The organism is Methanogenium marinum (assembly GCF_028912405.1).
In the GTDB taxonomy this organism is placed as follows: Archaea; Halobacteriota; Methanomicrobia; order Methanomicrobiales; family Methanomicrobiaceae; genus Methanogenium; species Methanogenium marinum.
In genome coordinates, this window is sequence record NZ_JAKELO010000002.1 from 1,710,741 (window position 1) to 1,727,250 (window position 16,510).

Annotated in this window: 16 protein-coding genes; 13 read left to right on the forward strand and 3 right to left on the reverse strand. The window is 48.4% G+C overall.

Annotation, left to right across the window (positions count from 1 at the left end):
• Positions 1-38 precede the first annotated feature (38 nt).
• Positions 39-212 (reverse strand): hypothetical protein, encoded by a 174-nt coding sequence (locus tag L0665_RS08550; protein WP_274925268.1) that lies wholly within the window; start codon positions 210-212, stop codon positions 39-41.
• Between the two features lie 187 nt (positions 213-399).
• Between L0665_RS08550 and L0665_RS08555 the strand changes: the two genes are divergently transcribed.
• The 10 genes from L0665_RS08555 (at position 400) to L0665_RS08600 (ending at position 12,679) form a co-directional block, all read left to right on the forward strand.
• A complete protein-coding gene (locus L0665_RS08555) occupies positions 400-1,131 on the forward strand; it encodes an ABC transporter ATP-binding protein (protein WP_274925743.1) in 732 nt (243 codons plus the stop codon).
• Entirely contained in the window at positions 1,116-2,225 is a 1,110-nt protein-coding gene (locus tag L0665_RS08560) for a SufB/SufD family protein (RefSeq protein WP_274925269.1), read from the forward strand. Before L0665_RS08555 ends, L0665_RS08560 begins: the two co-directional genes overlap by 16 nt.
• A 5-nt stretch (positions 2,226-2,230) precedes the next feature.
• Complete coding sequence (locus L0665_RS08565) at positions 2,231-2,839, forward strand: cyclase family protein (protein ID WP_274925270.1); 609 nt, start codon at positions 2,231-2,233, stop codon at positions 2,837-2,839.
• Entirely contained in the window at positions 2,836-3,441 is a 606-nt protein-coding gene (locus tag L0665_RS08570; RefSeq protein WP_274925271.1) for a hypothetical protein, read from the forward strand. The genes L0665_RS08565 and L0665_RS08570 overlap by 4 nt, the downstream gene beginning before the upstream one ends.
• Before the next feature lie 49 nt (positions 3,442-3,490).
• Entirely contained in the window at positions 3,491-4,732 is a 1,242-nt protein-coding gene (locus L0665_RS08575; RefSeq protein ID WP_274925272.1) for a phosphohexomutase domain-containing protein, read from the forward strand.
• Positions 4,733-4,771: 39 nt separating this feature from the next.
• Complete coding sequence (gene glmU, locus L0665_RS08580) at positions 4,772-5,977, forward strand: bifunctional sugar-1-phosphate nucleotidylyltransferase/acetyltransferase (RefSeq protein ID WP_274925273.1); 1,206 nt, start codon at positions 4,772-4,774, stop codon at positions 5,975-5,977.
• A gap of 4 nt (positions 5,978-5,981) precedes the next feature.
• Positions 5,982-7,142, forward strand: coding sequence for a sugar phosphate nucleotidyltransferase (locus tag L0665_RS08585; protein ID WP_274925274.1), 1,161 nt, complete (start codon positions 5,982-5,984; stop codon positions 7,140-7,142).
• Positions 7,143-8,885, forward strand: a complete 1,743-nt coding sequence (gene glmS / locus L0665_RS08590) for a glutamine--fructose-6-phosphate transaminase (isomerizing) (protein ID WP_274925275.1) — start codon at positions 7,143-7,145, stop codon at positions 8,883-8,885. It abuts the gene before it with no gap.
• Positions 8,886-8,976: 91 nt separating this feature from the next.
• Complete coding sequence (locus tag L0665_RS08595; protein WP_274925276.1) at positions 8,977-10,137, forward strand: glycosyltransferase; 1,161 nt, start codon at positions 8,977-8,979, stop codon at positions 10,135-10,137.
• 73 nt (positions 10,138-10,210) lie between these two features.
• Positions 10,211-12,679, forward strand: a complete 2,469-nt coding sequence (locus L0665_RS08600) for an oligosaccharyl transferase, archaeosortase A system-associated (RefSeq protein ID WP_274925277.1) — start codon at positions 10,211-10,213, stop codon at positions 12,677-12,679.
• A 21-nt stretch (positions 12,680-12,700) separates the two neighbouring features.
• Here L0665_RS08600 and L0665_RS08605 read toward each other — a convergent pair whose 3' ends face one another.
• Positions 12,701-13,882 carry a YcaO-like family protein gene (locus L0665_RS08605; protein ID WP_274925278.1) on the reverse strand — a complete coding sequence of 394 codons (1,182 nt, stop codon included), beginning with the start codon at positions 13,880-13,882 and terminating at the stop codon, positions 12,701-12,703.
• 57 nt (positions 13,883-13,939) lie between these two features.
• On the opposite strand from L0665_RS08605, the gene L0665_RS08610 reads away from it, so the two are divergent.
• Positions 13,940-14,230, forward strand: coding sequence for a DUF2098 domain-containing protein (locus L0665_RS08610; protein WP_274925279.1), 291 nt, complete (start codon positions 13,940-13,942; stop codon positions 14,228-14,230).
• Between the two features lie 20 nt (positions 14,231-14,250).
• Here L0665_RS08610 and nikR read toward each other — a convergent pair whose 3' ends face one another.
• Positions 14,251-14,673 carry a nickel-responsive transcriptional regulator NikR gene (nikR, locus tag L0665_RS08615; protein WP_274925280.1) on the reverse strand — a complete coding sequence of 141 codons (423 nt, stop codon included), beginning with the start codon at positions 14,671-14,673 and terminating at the stop codon, positions 14,251-14,253.
• Between the two features lie 218 nt (positions 14,674-14,891).
• On the opposite strand from nikR, the gene L0665_RS08620 reads away from it, so the two are divergent.
• Both L0665_RS08620 and L0665_RS08625 read left to right on the forward strand, forming a co-directional pair.
• Positions 14,892-16,121: a translation initiation factor IF-2 subunit gamma gene (locus tag L0665_RS08620; RefSeq protein ID WP_274925281.1), complete on the forward strand. Its 1,230-nt coding sequence runs from the start codon at positions 14,892-14,894 to the stop codon at positions 16,119-16,121.
• A complete protein-coding gene (locus tag L0665_RS08625) occupies positions 16,121-16,501 on the forward strand; it encodes a type II toxin-antitoxin system VapC family toxin (protein WP_274925282.1) in 381 nt (126 codons plus the stop codon). The genes L0665_RS08620 and L0665_RS08625 overlap by 1 nt, the downstream gene beginning before the upstream one ends.
• Positions 16,502-16,510 lie beyond the last annotated feature (9 nt).

Genomic DNA, 16,510 nt, shown 5'->3' on the forward strand with positions numbered 1-16,510 from the left:
CCCATACACATTCTGTTTTTTTTGTGAATGGTTCTATCTTAGACATAGATGATTGTATGTGATTTCCGGGGAGTTAATGTGGAGGAGTATTCCGTTCTATTTTCACCTGTTGTTCTGCTGGAGAAGAATGCCTGTTTTGACATCTGACTCTTCCGAATGATCTGTGGATGGTCTTTTGCCCGTGTTGCAATGAACTGAAATGTCTGTGACATACTCCAGACTCGCATTGTCTGATATATGGTGCTGATCTGTGTGGGGGGTGAAAGTGAATTTTGTGTCTTGGTTTTGGAAAGTATGGACTTCGTATTTAATGTTCCAAAAAAATGAACGAATTTATCAAAATGAATGACGACATCCCTATATCCAATCCGGTCAGATATAAGAGATAGAGTTGATGCTATGCTGAATGTTGAAAATCTCCACGTTGAAGTAGGGGGGAAAGAGGTAATCCACGGAGTTAATCTACAGATTCCGGAAGGAGAAACCCATATCCTGATGGGACCGAACGGATCCGGAAAGACAACCCTTCTGCGCTCAATTATGGGATTCAGTAATTACACCATAACCGAGGGACGGGTCATCTTCCGTGGTCATGATGTCACTGAACTTCCGCTGTATGAACGGGCGCGTTATGGCATGGGTATGATGTTTCAGCGCCCTCCGACCATTTCCGGCCTTAAACTTGGCAAACTGCTGGAAGTGATGTCAGGGAAATCACCTGCAAAGGCATTTGAATATGCTGAAACGATGAATATGAGTGCTTTTTTGGAACGCGATCTGAATGCTAACTTTTCCGGAGGCGAGATTAAACGCAGTGAAGTGCTTCAGTTGTTGGTTCAGCAGCCTGATTTTGTTATGCTTGATGAACCGGAAAGTGGCGTGGATCTTGAAAATATCGCGCTTATTGGAAAAGCGATTGCACGGCTTGTCGATAAAGATCGTCATATCGTAAACCGGAAGAAATCCGGGCTGATTATTACGCACACCGGATTTATCATGGACTATCTGGAAGCAGATGCTGGCCATATGCTTTGCAATGGTGAGATTCGGTGCCGTGGCAATCCGCGGGAGATACTGAAGGTAATTCAGGAAAAGGGATATCAGGAGTGTATGGAATGCGTAAAGCTGTAGAAGGATTTGATGATCTCTCTCCTGAAGATAAAGAGCGTCTTGAACAATCAGGGATGGTGCTTTCTTCAGAGAACAGGTGTGGAAGCTTCTTCCAGTCAGATCAGGATGTTAGGCATACTTCCTGCACATATGAAGGAATTGAGATGCTTCCGACAGCAGAAGCACTCAAAAAATATGACTGGCTTAAGGACTATTACTGGAATCTTGTTGATAAGGACAAGGATGAATACACCCGGTATGTTGCAGACCATGAACCACGAGGGTATACTATCATCGCAAAAAAAGGCAGTAAAAACATATTCCCTCTCCAAACCTGTCTTTTTATGGCAACAGATGATATCCAGACTGTCCACAACATAATCATTGCGGAGGAGGGAGCTGAACTTCACCTCATAACAGGATGTGTCTCCAGTCACTCCGTCGGCCATGGTTCGCACTATGGTATCACTGAGTTTTATGTGGGGAAAGATGCCCTCATCAGCACAACGATGATCCATACCTGGGGCGAGGATGTGACAGTCGTCCCGCGGAGTGCGTCACGGGTGGAGGAGAACGGCACATTCCTCTCCAACTATATCAGCATGAAACCGGTGAAGCGTGTCCAGATGTACCCTGAAGCCCGGTTAACCGGTGAGAATTCTGTGGCCAGGTTCAGTTCCATCGTGCTTGCACCAAAAGGCTCTGAACTTGACCTTGGCCAGCGTGCTATTCTGGAAGCGAAAGGTACAAGTGCTGAACTTCTTTCCCGTGTTATTACCCGTGGTGGTACTGTGATAACACGAGCCCACATTATTGGTGGGGCAGAGGAGACGCGTGGCCATATTGAGTGCAAAGGTCTCATTCTTGAAGACGGAATAATCCATGCAATCCCGGAGATTGAAGGACGGCTCACGAATACCTCACTCTCTCATGAGGCAGCAGTGGGTAAAATAGCCCGTGATGAGATTGAATATCTGATGGCCCGTGGTCTGAATGAAGAAGAGGCAACGGCGACCATCATCCGCGGATTCCTTGATGTGAAGATACAGGGCCTGCCTGAATCACTCCAGCGGCAGATTGATGCCGCGATTGACGCTGCAGAAAAAGGATTCTGAGAGATATGGTCTATTTTGACCTTACCCGTTCCTTTCCTGAACCAGCCTGTACGTATCCCGGGGATTGTGTCCCGGAATGCCACCAGTCCTTAAGGGATGGATATCGGGTATCAGTGCTGGTTGCAAGCAGTCACAGTGGGACTCACATAGACTCACCTGCCCATTATATCGAAGACGGGCGGACCATTGACCTAATTCCGCCCGAGACTTTTATTGGCCCGGTGACGATTGTTGACCTGGGTTCACGGCATTCAGCCATCCTTCCGGAGGATATCCGTCCCTGGATGAATGTCGAGCGGCTGATCCTTAAAACCGGATATTCTGAAAAAACGTCGTTTGATCGTGAATATGCCTATCTTGATGAAGATGCAGCGCGTCTGGTCGCCACATCCGGTATCCGGGTCATAGGAATAGATACCCCATCTATAGAGTCATATCGGGGCACAGGTGATGTGCACCGCCTGATTTTGGGGGCCGGGATTCCGGTTATTGAATATCTGGACCTCAGTGGGGTCAGCGAGGGAGACTATTATATGATCGCTCTGCCACTGAAGATTACTGGCGGTGATGGGGCACCAGCCCGTGTCATCGTACGAAAGGAAGAGGATGTATGAGTATTGTTACTGATGCTGTAAAGAAGATGGAAGAGGTAACCCAGGGTACCGGTTGCCACGACTGTAATGTGAAGATTGAACGCCAGCCGGATGCACCTACATGTCAGTATGTGCGTGGAGTAAACCTAAGGTTCGGGTTTGGCGGTGCGGAATCAGATGTGGTCACCCAATATCCGATAGAGACGGTCACCCGAATTCCCTTTATGTTTGATGCACCGCTGGAGTCCCCTGAACAAAGAACCGCTGCCTGTGGAATAATGGGTGTCGTGGCCCGGTTCCTTTGTCTTTGCCGGAAAGCAAAGGCATGTGATCCCAAAGACCATGAACAGTGTTTCATAAATTTCTGTTCTGTTTTTGACGGTAAGAAGATCTATGTGAACGGGAATCTTCCGGACCTTGTCCGTTTCCTTGGAAAGAGTGCAGTCTCCTCCCCGGAAGGGGCGGATGTTATTGTAGTGGGTGGGGATGGCCTTTTCTCGGCTGACTGTCTTGCAGTAACAGACCAGTACAGAGGCAAAAAACAGATGGTCTTTGTCGGTCCTTCCACTGCAGGTGTAGCAACCTTTCTGGATGAAGAGCATTGGTGCCCTTTTGCACGGTGAATGGCCGCAAACAGATAGATTGAATACTCCTCTTTTTCATGGTACCTGTATGCTCTTTGGTTCTTCTGGAATACGCCGTCCTTTCGGCCCTGAACTGATAAAAACTGCGCTGGAGGTTGGCGGTTGTGTTGGCGCTTCCTGTTCTTCCATTGTTACCGGCCGTGATGCACGCACGACAGGTCCTCTGCTGGAAGCAGCGTTTGCCGCGGGTGCCGCTGCGGCCGGATGCCGGGTTGTATCCGGCGGTGTTGCTCCGACTCCAACAGTGGCGTATGCCGCACGGCAGTACGATGCCGGCTGTATGATAACTGCCTCACACAATCCGGAGGAATATAACGGGCTGAAACTGGTGAACCCTGACGGTTCAGCCTTCTCTTTGGCGCGCCAGCAGGAGATTGAAGACACCTATACTCTGCCACATATTACTGACTGGAAAGGGCAGGGGGAGACCGGTGAGGCAGATATCATCCGCTCGTATCTGGATGCGATAGTGGATGCTGTGTCTCTTCCGGAAGATCTGCACATGGTCCTTGACTGTGGAAACGGTGCGGCGTCGCGTGTAACACCTGCTCTTCTCCGGCGTGCAGGAATACGATATACCGGCATTAACTGCACGGTGCAGGGTTTTTTTGCGCGCCCATCCGAACCTCTTCAGGAGAATCTCCTTCATATTCCTGCCATGGTAAAGCAGGCAGGTGCTGCGGGGGCACTGATTCATGACGGTGATGCTGACCGGTTCATGGCATTTGACAATCAGGGGAACTATATCAGTGGAGATCATCTCCTCATGCTCTTTGCCGAATGGACTGGTGCGGCGAGTGTGGTAACAACGGTGGACGCATCAATGGCCATTGAAGAGCTGACAACAGTCCGAAGGACACCCGTTGGTGATTCTTTTGTATCTGAAGCGTTGGTATCCGGAGGGGACTTCGGCGGCGAACCCTCCGGAAGCTGGATCTTCCCTGCTCATTCTCTTTGCCCGGACGGACCATATGCAGCAGCTCTCTACTGTGCAATGGCAGCGGAGTGGGATATTGCAGAGAAGGTTGCAGAATATCCTCATTATCCTCTCATTCGCCGTTCATACCGTTGTGAAGACGGGCGTTCCATTCTTCTGGCACTGGGTGCAGATAAACCGACTGATGGTATTCGCATTGAAGAGGATGATGGCTGGTGCCTGATCCGGGCGAGCGGCACGGAACCCAAGGTCCGCATCACTGCAGAAGGGCGTGACACAGAGTCTGCAGAAAAAATGGTACGAAAAGGGGAAGACCTTCTCCATTCGGCGTAACCTATACATTAATGCAGAGCAAATATCATTTGATTGACTATGCTCTGTGTTCTGCTTGCAGCGGGTGAAGGGAAACGGATGGCTCCCCTCACCGCAACCCGCCCAAAAGTCATGCTTCCTGTGGCAAACCGGCCGATGATTGAACACCTGATCTGTGCAGTGCGTGATGCGGGCATAGATACGTTTATAATTGTTGTCGGATACCGGGAGAAGGAAATTCGGGACTATTTTGGGAATGGTGAAAGATGGGGTGTCTCGATCCGGTATATGGTTCAGAGAACTCAGAGCGGAACCGGTGATGCACTCCGTTCAGCAAAGGGATTGGTAAAGGGACGTTTCCTGCTCATGAACGGTGATATGATCGTGACGGCTGATGATATCAGGAATGTCTGTGCATCTCCTGCACCGGCAGTTGGTGTTGTTAAGAGTGAAAATCCGGAACAGTTTGGTGTGATCACCGAGACAGGGGGGAAGGTGACAGGCATCTATGAAAAATCCACCAATCCTCCGGGAAATTTAATTAATGCAGGAATATACCTCTTTGATGATGATATCTTTGCAGAAGTTGACCGTCTTGTCCCTTCGCCCCGTGGGGAATATGAACTGACTGATGCACTTGAGCCCGCGATAACCCGCAATGAACTCCACGCGGTGCCACTGACATCCTGGTGCGATATTGGCGCCCCGTGGAATCTTTTGGAAGCAAATGAAGATGCTCTCTCTGATATGGTCACTGATATCCGGGGCGAGGTGGAAGATGGTGTCACCCTGAAAGGAGCAGTGGTGCTTGCAGAGGGTAGTGTCATCCGATCGGGCACCTATATTGAAGGTCCCTGTATGATTGGGGCAGGGTGCACCATTGGTCCGCATGTCTATATCAGAGGGAAGACGGTAATTGGAAATGACTGTCACATTGGTCATGCCAGTGAATTGAAAAATTCAGTAATATTTCCCCGCACAAAGATTCCACACTTCACCTATATTGGTGACAGTGTCGTCGGGTCTGGCTGTAATTTCGGCGCCGGCACAAAGGTGGCTAATCTCCGCCATGACAAAGAGCATGTGAAAGTAGGGGGTGTCTCCACCGGGCGCAAGAAGTTCGGGGCCGTTATTGGTGATAACGTCCTCTTTGGCATTAACTGCTCGATTAATGTGGGGGCTTCAATAGGACGGGATGTCCGTGTTGGTCCCAACACTGTGGTCAGCGGTATGATTGCTAATGAATCTGTTCTCGGGAGGAACTGATACTATGCAGGCCGTTGTTCTTGCAGGGGGGGAGGGGTCACGCCTGCGCCCGTTGACCCGCAACCGCCCGAAAGCACTTCTTCCGGTGGCAAACAGGCCCATTATAGAATATGTTATTGAAGCCCTGACAGAGGCAGGGGTCAGAGACATTACCGTCGTTGTCGGTTATCGCAAAGAGCAGGTTATCCATTGCCTTGCAGATCTACCGGTGCCGGTGAATGTTGCCGTACAGGAGAGACAACTGGGGGTGGCAAATGCCCTCAAAACGGCAGAAGAGCATGTTTCTGGCAAGTTCCTTCTTCTTCCCGGTGACAATATCATCACAGCAGCAGCACTTCGCCCGTTTTGCGGAGACGGACTTGGGCTTCTTACAACCACAGATTCCCGGGCGACGGATTATGGGGTGGTGGATGTTCAGGATGGCTTTGTCAGAAAAATAACGGAAAAACCTGATGTGACTGAATTATCCACGGTTTCAACCGGTGTATTTTCACTGGACCCTTCGGTGTTTGGCTATTACGAAACCGGACTGGAACTTCCCGGGATGATCAACAAAATGGTTTCTGATGGTGCGAAAATACGTGCGCACCGTATTACAGGGGGATGGTCGGATGCGGTCTTTGCGTGGGATCTTCTCACCCTGAACAGGTCACTTTTAAAGAATACAGTGTCTCTAAGTGCAGGCAGTATATCACGGCATGCAACGGTAGAGGGGCGTGTCTCAATCGGCCATGGGACAGAAATACTCCCGGGCACAGTGATCACCGGGCCTGCAGTCATCGGATCAAACTGCACCATTGGTCCAAATGCCTGTATCTCACCTGGTACAGCAATTGGATCATGTGTGACGATAGGGCCATTATCTCATATTTCCCGCAGTATCCTAATGGATGATGTAAGTGTCGGGTCACACTCCAGTATCAGAGAGAGTGTAATAGGGGAAGGTTGCACTCTCGCGGATCATACTGCGGTTGTCTGTGGTGAATTTCAAACACATGTCCGGGGAAGGTGTACCTCCGGAATGTTTGGGACTATCATGGGGGACAGGGTAGGGACAGCACCGTTTACTGTTCTGAGGAATGCAGTTGTCGGTAATAATGTTGCTTTTGAGACGGGTGGACGGACAATTTCAGGGGTCATTCCGGATCAGACGGTGGTGATGTAGGTGTGTGGGATTGTCGGGTACATCGGCTGGCGTGAAGCCGCACCAGTGATTGTCGAGGGCCTGAAAAGTCTTGAATACCGGGGGTATGACTCATTTGGGGTTGCCACCGGGACTGACAGTATCATGGTTGCCAAGCGGAAAGGGCGTATATCGGAGCAAGCGGAGTGTGTGGTAGGCTGCCATGGTACCCGTGGGATTGGCCACACCCGGTGGGCAACCCATGGTCTGCCCGATGATCGCAATGCCCATCCGCACACTGACTGTACCGGGCAGTTTGCCATCGTTCACAATGGGATTATTGAAAACTATGCTGAACTCAGGAGGGGACTGGAAAGTCGTGACCATCGGTTCACTTCTGATACTGACAGTGAAGTGATTGTGCATCTTATCGAGGAAGCATGGGAGGGTGATTTTGCTGCAGCAGTTCGTAGTGTCCTCCCGCTTCTGAGGGGCTCATATGCGATTCTTGCTCTCTGTGCGGGTTCTGATGAGGTTATTGCTGCACGGGAGAGGAGCCCACTTGTAATAGGTCTTGGGGATAGTGAATTCTTCGCCTGCTCTGATGCAACCCCTATTGTTATGTATACACGGGATATTCTGGTTCTTGAAGACGGCGATATGGCGGTGATACGGGAAGGTTCTGTTGCAGTGGAGAATGGGGGCGAGGTAGTCGCTCGTGAGGCTTCATACGTTGACTATGATGTAGAAGCGGCCCGGAAAGGTGGATTTGCGCACTTTATGCTCAAGGAGATTTTTGAGCAGTCCGACGTATTCCAGCAGTCGTTCCGGTTGGCGTTCAGCCATCTGGAGACCAGTGCTCTTCTCAGGCATGCACATGGTATTTCAGTGATCGCCTGTGGGACTTCCTACAATGCTTCTCTCCTCTTTCGGTATTTTGTTGAGAAAGAGTGTGGTACACCTGTCAGGGTTGACCTGGCCTCAGAGTACCGGTATCTCTCCACTCCGGAAGATGAGGTTGTAATTGCCGTTTCCCAGTCAGGAGAGACTGCTGATACGCTGTCGGCCCTAAAGAAGGCAGCGGCTTCCGGCTGTCCGACTATTGCAATTACTAATGTGCAGGGGAGTTCTATCACCCGTGCAGCAGATCGGACTATCTATACCGGGGCCGGGCCTGAGATCAGTGTGGCTGCCACGAAATCGTACATGGCACAGGTTGCGGCATTTGTCGGACTGCTTGCAGGAATGACCTGTTCTGAAACGTCTTTTGTGGAATGTTCAGTCGGACAGGCCATTGAGGAGTCCCTTCTCACGGATGTGAGTGAAGCGGTCAGTCTCTGTGTCCCGGCATCAACAATCTTCTACGTAGGCAGGGGTATTTTTTATCCTGTTGCCCTGGAAGGGGCACTCAAGATGAAGGAAATCTCTTATATCCATGCAGAGGGATATGCGGCGGGTGAAATAAAACACGGGCCATTTGCTCTCCTTTCAGAAATGACACCTGCTGTTGCTGTTTGCCTCCCTGGGGACGGGTATCATTCGATGTTAGGGAATCTCCGGGAGATGAAAGCACGGGGTACACCCCTCATTGGCATTGGCTATGGGGATGATATTGATCTGCAGGATGTGACTGATGTTTGCATCCCGATTCCCAAAGGGGATGAATATGCACAGGTGGCTGCAGTGACGGTCATCATGCAGCGAATTGCATATTATACGGCGCTCGCTCTTGGGCGTGATATTGATAAACCACGGAACCTTGCGAAGAGTGTGACGGTTGAATGAATGTTAATCCGGTAAAGTCACGTGCTAATAAGGGAAAGGTACGTGCAATAAGTATCCCTTATTCTCATATTACCATGGAGTAATTAAAAGAATGAATATTCTTCTTGTGTCCACACAGGACTACATCCATCATCCCATCCCATCCCGCCACCATTATATTTTCGAACGCCTGGCAGAGCGCCATACTGTGCATGTTCCCCATTTTCATGTATCACGGGGTCCTGAACGAACGACCAGTCTGCATGTACATGAAGCAACACTGTTTCCCCTGAAGAGTCCTTTTCTTCATTATACCCTGAATGCTCCGTATCATTTTGTATTCTTCAACAAATTTTTCAGAGAAAATGACATTGATGTGGTGGTTGCAGCCCATGTTCTTGCAGGAACCGCAGTAATTTTGGCTGCAAAACGTCATAAAATCCCGGTATTGTTTGATCTGAAAGACTGGTTCCCTGATTCTGCAGCTGCATATTATTCAAATTCGGGGGTGCAGTCTGTTGTACGGAATGCTGTTTTCAGAATAACCCGATGGAATCTCAAAAATAGTGATCGGATTTCCACCGTTTCGCCTGTTCTGGTTAAAAAACTTGCAAATTTTGGATTTGAAGCAGATCTTATAACAAATGGTGTGGATTTATCCTGTTTTGCTCCTATGAAAATAGACAGGAAAGGAGTAGACGCTCGAATCAAACCCGAATCTTTTGTGATCGGCTTTTCCGGAAGTGTGGAACGGTGGTATGATCTCATTGGAATTATTGACACGATGCCGGAGATTATCAAATATTATCCGGAAACAATTTTTTTGATTGTTGGGCCGGGTCTTTTTACAGCGTATTATCATGAACTGGTGGAGAAGGTAAAGGAATATGGAATTGAAGACAGGGTTTTCTTTGCAGGAAAAAAAGAGTATTCTGAACTTCCTTTGTACATTAATGCAATGGATCTCTGTATGATCCCGCTGGAGCCAAAACAGTGGATAGACATCGCGCTGCCCAATAAATTTTTTGAATATAGTGCATGTGGAAAACACATTCTTTCAACTGAGATCCCTGGTATTATGGATTACGGGTATCAAAATGTTGAATATTACCGTTCGAAGGATGAATTAACAGATTCAATAAAACGATGCATTGATGAATATCAGGAAGGTACGTATCATTCAGATGTGCCTGAACAGATTAATGAGAATGACTGGAATCAGAAGGCAGAAGAGATGGAGAATGTCCTGTTCAGTCTGATCAAAATGCATTAATATATTTTTAGTCGTGCATGTTCCAACACCAAAGAAATTAATCTTTGGTGATAAAATAATATTGAGTGGTTCAATGAACATAGAGAATCTTGCAAAATATAAACCATATATTATAATTGGCATTCTTATTTTCTTTGCGATTATTGCGCTTTGGCTCCGGTTGTTACCGGCGGCAGGGCTTGTGACTGAGGAGGGAGTAAATCTCCTTGGAAATGACCCCTGGTATAATCTCCGTCAGGTAGAGTCAATGGTAGAAAATTTCCCTTCGTATCTTTGGTTTGATGCGATGACGGAGTATCCGTCAGGAAATGGTATCCACTGGGGGCCGCTTTTCATCCAGATCATTGCCGGACTGAGTATCCTTGTAGGTGCAGCGACCCGGCCGGAGATGATGTATGTTGCCTCCTGGGTACCACCCCTGATGGGAATGCTTGTAGTCCCGGTTCTTTATCTCGTTGGAGAGAAGATCGGTGACTGGAAATGTGGTATTTTTGCCGCCTTGTTTGGGGCAGTTGTGTCAGGGCAGTTTTTTTATCGTTCTCTCTTTGGGTTTGTGGATCACCATATCGCAGAGACTCTTTTCGGGCTCATTTTCTGCCTCTGTTATATCCTCACCCTAATTGAAATCAGAAATAATCCGGTTCATTTTTCTGATATAGAAACGCTAAAAAGGCCGGCAGTATTTGCTTTGGGAACAGGTATTGCCTACATTTTAGGACTTGCTGTGATGCCGACAATGATCCTCTTTGCGATGATTGTTGCTGTGTACACCCTCTTTCAGTATGTCTATGACTTCTGGAAACAGCAATCCGATGATGGTTTACTTTTTGTAAATACCATAGTCTTTCTCTCTGCGGTGATTGGGATCTTCATAATTGGGTTCAATACGATGAGCCTGTCAATGAATCGGTATTCCCCGGCTCAGGTTATTGCCTATCTCACTCTTATCGTCGCAACAGGTGTCCTCTGGTATATTTCCCGTGTTCTACGGGGCAAACCATGGTATTATTATCCGGGTATACTTGCTGGAGCAGGTGCTATTGTGTCCATTCTCCTGTATCTCATCGCACCTGCATTTTATGAGATGCTGATTGGAAACTTATTCTCCTTCTTTGGCCAGTCAGCAACGGTATCAACAATTCAGGAAGCCCGTCCTTGGGAGGCGGCACTGGCATGGGATGCATTTGGCTTTGGCCTGATCCTCATGTTTGGTGGGTTTGCAGTAATTATCTGGGATTTTATCCGGAAAGGGCGTGCAGAACATCTCTTTGTGGTGGTCTGGTCAGTAATAATTCTCTTATCAACCATGCAACATGTGCGGTATGAATACTATATTGCCGTAAATATTGCTCTCCTCGCAGCCTATTTCATGTACTGGACGCTTGGAGCAGCGCAGGGACGGCTTCTGGAGATGACAGGTATCAGCAGGGGCGAAGGAGTGACAGAAGAATCTTCATCCCCTGTTGAAAAGGGAAAAAAAGGAAAACGAAATGATGCAAAAAAAGAGATGAAAGAGGCAAAATCAACAAAACAGGGGGCACCGTCATCAGTTGTCATCATTCCGTTTGCAGTAGGTGTGCTTTTCTCCCTGCTCTTTATCTCATCCTCTGTTGCAACAGATCTTCAAATTGGAAATGGCATGGCATACGGTGGCATGCAGCCCGACTGGTACTCATCCCTTGAATGGTTCGGGGAAAATTCCCCCGATCCAGGAGTAGACTACTATGAAATCTATGACAAAGAGACCTTCACGTACCCGTCTGAATCATATGGTGTGATGTCGTGGTGGGATTATGGGCATTACATCACTTTCGTTTCAAAACGGATACCCAATGCGAATCCGTTCCAGCACGGAGTAGCAGGATCGAACGGTGCTGCTGCGTTCTTCCTGCAGGACAATGAAGCAGGTGCAGACACGATACTTGATAATGTCGGTACAAAATATATCATCACTGATATTGAGATGGACACCGGAAAATTCTGGGCCATGGCCACCTGGTATGACGCTGATGTGGGGGGGGCCCCATACATAACCGGATACAGCGACCAAAGTGGAAACCAAGGCTGGATATATACAGATGAATACTATCGGACCATGGTCTCACGTCTGCATAATTTTGACGGGTCAATGGCAGTGCCGGATGAAAATTATATTATTGAAAATAATGGCAAGACATACAGCTATCTGGTTCTCTCCCCGGTGGAGCCTGTGGCAGCCCTGCAGCACTACCGGCTGGTTCATGAATCTGACACCAATGTCTTTGGAAATAAGGCGGTTGGCAACCTGAAGTATGTCAAGATCTTTGAGTATGTCCCCGGTGCGGTTATAAAAGGAGACGGCATCATTGAGATCCCTCTGAAGACCAACACCGGTCGTGAGTTTACCTACCGGCAGGAGAGTGTAAATGGTACATTTGTCGTACCGTATCCCACAGATGGTTCGGTGTCCGGCATCACTACCCTTGGGTCATATACCATTGCCGGAACCGGGCAGACGTTTACTGTCACAGAATCTGACATTCAGTCAGGAAAACAGATTTAAAAATAATATATTACTGTCCTTTTAGGACAGTTTGGTCTTTTTTTTCCGAGATGGGTCAGTATATGATACTTCAAACCCGGGGATGACAACCCGCCAGACTGGCAGGGGAGTTCGGGTAAGGTCAACGACACAGATGCGATCAGTATGGGGGGCGACAGCTGCGATTGCTGCATGGAGTTCTTCATCTGTTGCAGTATACTGCGTTCCTTCTATCTTATCTGTGGAGATTACCTGGGTATTTCCAAACCAAATGCGGTTAATTCTTTTATAGCGTTCATATCCTGCCTTTTCCACCATTGCTGAGCGTCCGGAAAAGATGCCGACCTCTTCTGAGAATATTTGTGATACACGGTTTCGTGCCAGTTTCAGCAGTGTATATTCAGCTGCCACATTTGGATCCGGATGGGTGGATGCAGCCATCATGATCATGAACGGGTCCTGCGTAATAGTGTCATCAGCTACAGCTGCAACAGTTGGTATGCCATAGGTATCATTTAGGAGCCACATGGTGACTTCAATGCCTTCTGCGGCAAAAATTTCCATAAGTGTTCCCGCTGGTGTTCCTGACTCCGGGATCAGGCGTTTTCCAAGGGAATAGTTTGTTTCCGCACGACTCAGGGCATCCCGCTCAATGACTTCGTAGATACCGTGGATGATCGCTTCTTCCGCAACGCAGCCTGCTCCGAGGCCGTTTGGATCACTGCGGAAGAGCTGGTTGGCCATTCCGATTGGATCGTATGGATGATACACGGCATTTGCTGGTATGTATACCCGTTCATCATGCAGAATATCCTGCCCGGCAAGCCAGTGAAGTTTTTCCCCGATCTCTGGTTTTCGGGGGAGAATCAGTTCCTCAGGGTCAACAGCACGTGTCAGTCCCACTTCTTCATATGATGCAATGTCCATCTGACCCCCGGAATATGTTGAACTATAGCGCTCTACTGTTCCCATCATTGCAGCACATTTTGCATCGTCCGTTGTTCTCCCTGCACCGGCGGTCACTTTTCCCAGCCGTTCTTTTGGGCGGATAGTGCACCAGACAGGTATCCCAAGACGGTCTTTTTCGGTGATATCTATGAGATCTGCAATCTTTGCTTCTTCGGTGAGTGTCACTGCAGTATCATATGTATCTTTGGCTGTACAGGTGCGCGGGATACCGGATGTGGTGATGTATTCATGGCGACTGACTTTGAACCCTTTCATTATACCTACCATATGCGATCCATTTTTTTATATCTTGGCTCGTCCTTTCTTTTGTATATGGAAGACGTGGCGATATCTCCGGGTATGCGGGTTCGGTACCCACGTACTGGTACAGCAGGCACTGTTGTACGGATTGAGGAGATCGATGGCAACGAGTTTGCTGAGATCGATACGACTGGCCTTCTCTACAGGATCGATCAGTTGGTTCCTATCGAAGGGGAGAAGGAAATTCTGAAAAAAGAGAGGAAATCGTCTGGAATTTCTGATTATGAGCACCTTCGGGAGATTGAATCTACTGAAGATATGCAGGATGCATATGACCAGGTTTCAGGCGTCGGTGCTGGATAACTGAAAATTTGTATGCCTTGTCACTCTTCAATTGGGATGGTGGTCAGTTTTACCGACTCCACTCCTTTTTGTGACATAAGACGTTCGGCGATATTCTTGAGTTTTACACCGTCTCCGCGGAGGAGAATAATCTCCACACATTTGTCATGACTGACATGGGAATGAAGGGATGACTGGATTACATCAAGATATTCATGCTGAATCTCGGTGAGAACCTGCAGCAGACCACGTTGTTCATGATCATAGACCATAGTAATTACTCCCTGCCGTTCACCTGTTACATCGGACATCCATTTATAATACGTAATATATGTTCGGATAGCATCGCGTATGCCCTCTGAACGTGATGAATATCCCCGATATTCGAGGATTTCATCAAATCTGTCAAGAAGATTTTTAGGAAGAGATATTCCGATTCGTGAAAGGTCTGATTCGTGTGACATGTCTGTTCCTCAACAAAATTTGGGCGTCCTCTGTTGTACTTATTAGTTACAAAGGTTAATATTTTTCTTACTCTGTGTTATTTGGGTCTGCCTTTGTCCGGGAGTTTGGTTATATGTTCGGTTCATGGCTCTGTTTCAGTACTGGAGTAATATGGAAATTACACACCGAGTAGGTATAAGTAGGGCGGTTGTATACTAATAGTGAGGTTTGAAGTTCATTGAGTGATCCATTGATTCCCAGTGTCAACATCGGTGTAGTCGGACATGTTGACCATGGAAAGACTACGCTTGTGTCTGCGCTTACCGGCTTGTGGACGGACCGGCACAGCGAGGAGATCAAACGAGGGATCTCCATCAGGCTTGGATATGCGGATGCCACTTTTTATCAGTGTCCGTCATGTAAAGGTTCTGAAGCATATTCCACATCGCAGAAATGCGTTTGTGGTGCAAAAGGGGAGCCTGTCCGTACTATATCATTTGTGGATGCACCCGGCCACGAGACGCTGATGGCAACAATGCTTTCGGGGTCTGCCCTGATGGACGGTGCAATGCTCGTTATTGCAGCAAATGAGCGATGTCCACAGCCACAGACGAAAGAACACCTGATGGCACTTGAGCTTGTGGGTATCAAAAACATTGTGATTGTCCAGAATAAAATTGATGTCGTCTCGCAGGCTGACGCAATGGAAAATTACCGGCAAATTCGCAAGTTTGTAAAGGGAACTATTGCTGAAAAAGCACCGGTGATCCCGGTATCTGCACAGAAAAAAATAAATTTTGGGGCACTTGTCCAGGCACTCAATGAGTATATACCTGAACCGGAACGCAACCCGGATGAAGAACCACTTCTTCTGATTGCCCGTTCCTTTGATGTCAATAAGCCGGGGTGCAGCTGGCGTGATGTAAAGGGAGGAGTGATCGGCGGCTCCCTGACGCAGGGTGTCTTCAGTGATGGTGATGATATTGAGATTCGTCCTGGTCTGAAGGTGCAGGTTGAAAACCAGATCGTATGGGAACCCATACAGACAAAAGTGACCACCATCAATTCAGGTTCCAAACGGGTGCAGGAGGCAAGTCCTGGTGGCCTGCTTGGTGTGGGTACAAAACTGGATCCGGCACTGACAAAGAGTGACGCTCTCTCCGGGCAGGTAGCGGGCCATATTGGTCATCTTCCCCCGGTGTGGGACAAACTTGCATTCACGGTAAAGCTGATGGAACGGGTTGTTGGTTCAGATGACGAATTCACCATTGATCCGCTCCGTCATAAGGAACCTCTGATGCTTTCGGTTGGTACTGCAGTGACCGTCGGAGTAGTTGTAAATACCAAGAAAGATGTGGTCGAAGTAGTCCTGAAACGACAGGTATGTGCTGCAGTTGGTTCACAAATTGCAATATCCCGGCAGGTCGGTGGCCGCTGGCGTTTGATTGGGATGGGGACACTGGTTTAGTGCTCGTTCTCTTCGATACAAATGCACTGATGATTCCGGTTCAGTTCGGTGTGGATGTATTCACCGGGGTGGAGGAACTTGTCGGAGCGTTTGAACCGGTCACACTGGAGGATGTAAAAGATGAACTTGCCGGCCTTTCCCGGGGTCGTGGCCGTGATGCGGCTGCGGCACGGGTAGGGGCCACCCTCGCTGCACGGTGCAGTTTGGTGAAAAGCCCTTACCAGGATGTGGCGGTGGATGACCGGATTGTCCGGTATGCTGAAGAACACCGTTGTGTTGTGGTGACAAATGACAGGCACCTCCGGGAAGAACTGCTCTGCCGGCATATTGATGTGATATATCTGCGTGAGAAAAAGAGGCTCGAAATTATTCGGGGATGAACGGGTGAT

Excerpts from the sequence above, each read along its gene's own strand:
- L0665_RS08550 (WP_274925268.1), bottom strand. The coding sequence starts at position 212 with ATGTCACAGACATTTCAGTTCATTGCAACACGGGCAAAAGACCATCCA.
- L0665_RS08555 (WP_274925743.1), top strand. The coding sequence starts at position 400 with ATGCTGAATGTTGAAAATCTCCACGTTGAAGTAGGGGGGAAAGAGGTA.
- L0665_RS08560 (WP_274925269.1), top strand. The coding sequence starts at position 1,116 with ATGCGTAAAGCTGTAGAAGGATTTGATGATCTCTCTCCTGAAGATAAA.
- L0665_RS08565 (WP_274925270.1), top strand. The coding sequence starts at position 2,231 with ATGGTCTATTTTGACCTTACCCGTTCCTTTCCTGAACCAGCCTGTACG.
- L0665_RS08570 (WP_274925271.1), top strand. The coding sequence starts at position 2,836 with ATGAGTATTGTTACTGATGCTGTAAAGAAGATGGAAGAGGTAACCCAG.
- L0665_RS08575 (WP_274925272.1), top strand. The coding sequence starts at position 3,491 with ATGCTCTTTGGTTCTTCTGGAATACGCCGTCCTTTCGGCCCTGAACTG.
- glmU (WP_274925273.1), top strand. The coding sequence starts at position 4,772 with ATGCTCTGTGTTCTGCTTGCAGCGGGTGAAGGGAAACGGATGGCTCCC.
- L0665_RS08585 (WP_274925274.1), top strand. The coding sequence starts at position 5,982 with ATGCAGGCCGTTGTTCTTGCAGGGGGGGAGGGGTCACGCCTGCGCCCG.
- L0665_RS08595 (WP_274925276.1), top strand. The coding sequence starts at position 8,977 with ATGAATATTCTTCTTGTGTCCACACAGGACTACATCCATCATCCCATC.
- L0665_RS08600 (WP_274925277.1), top strand. The coding sequence starts at position 10,211 with ATGAACATAGAGAATCTTGCAAAATATAAACCATATATTATAATTGGC.
- L0665_RS08605 (WP_274925278.1), bottom strand. The coding sequence starts at position 13,882 with ATGAAAGGGTTCAAAGTCAGTCGCCATGAATACATCACCACATCCGGT.
- L0665_RS08610 (WP_274925279.1), top strand. The coding sequence starts at position 13,940 with ATGGAAGACGTGGCGATATCTCCGGGTATGCGGGTTCGGTACCCACGT.
- nikR (WP_274925280.1), bottom strand. The coding sequence starts at position 14,673 with ATGTCACACGAATCAGACCTTTCACGAATCGGAATATCTCTTCCTAAA.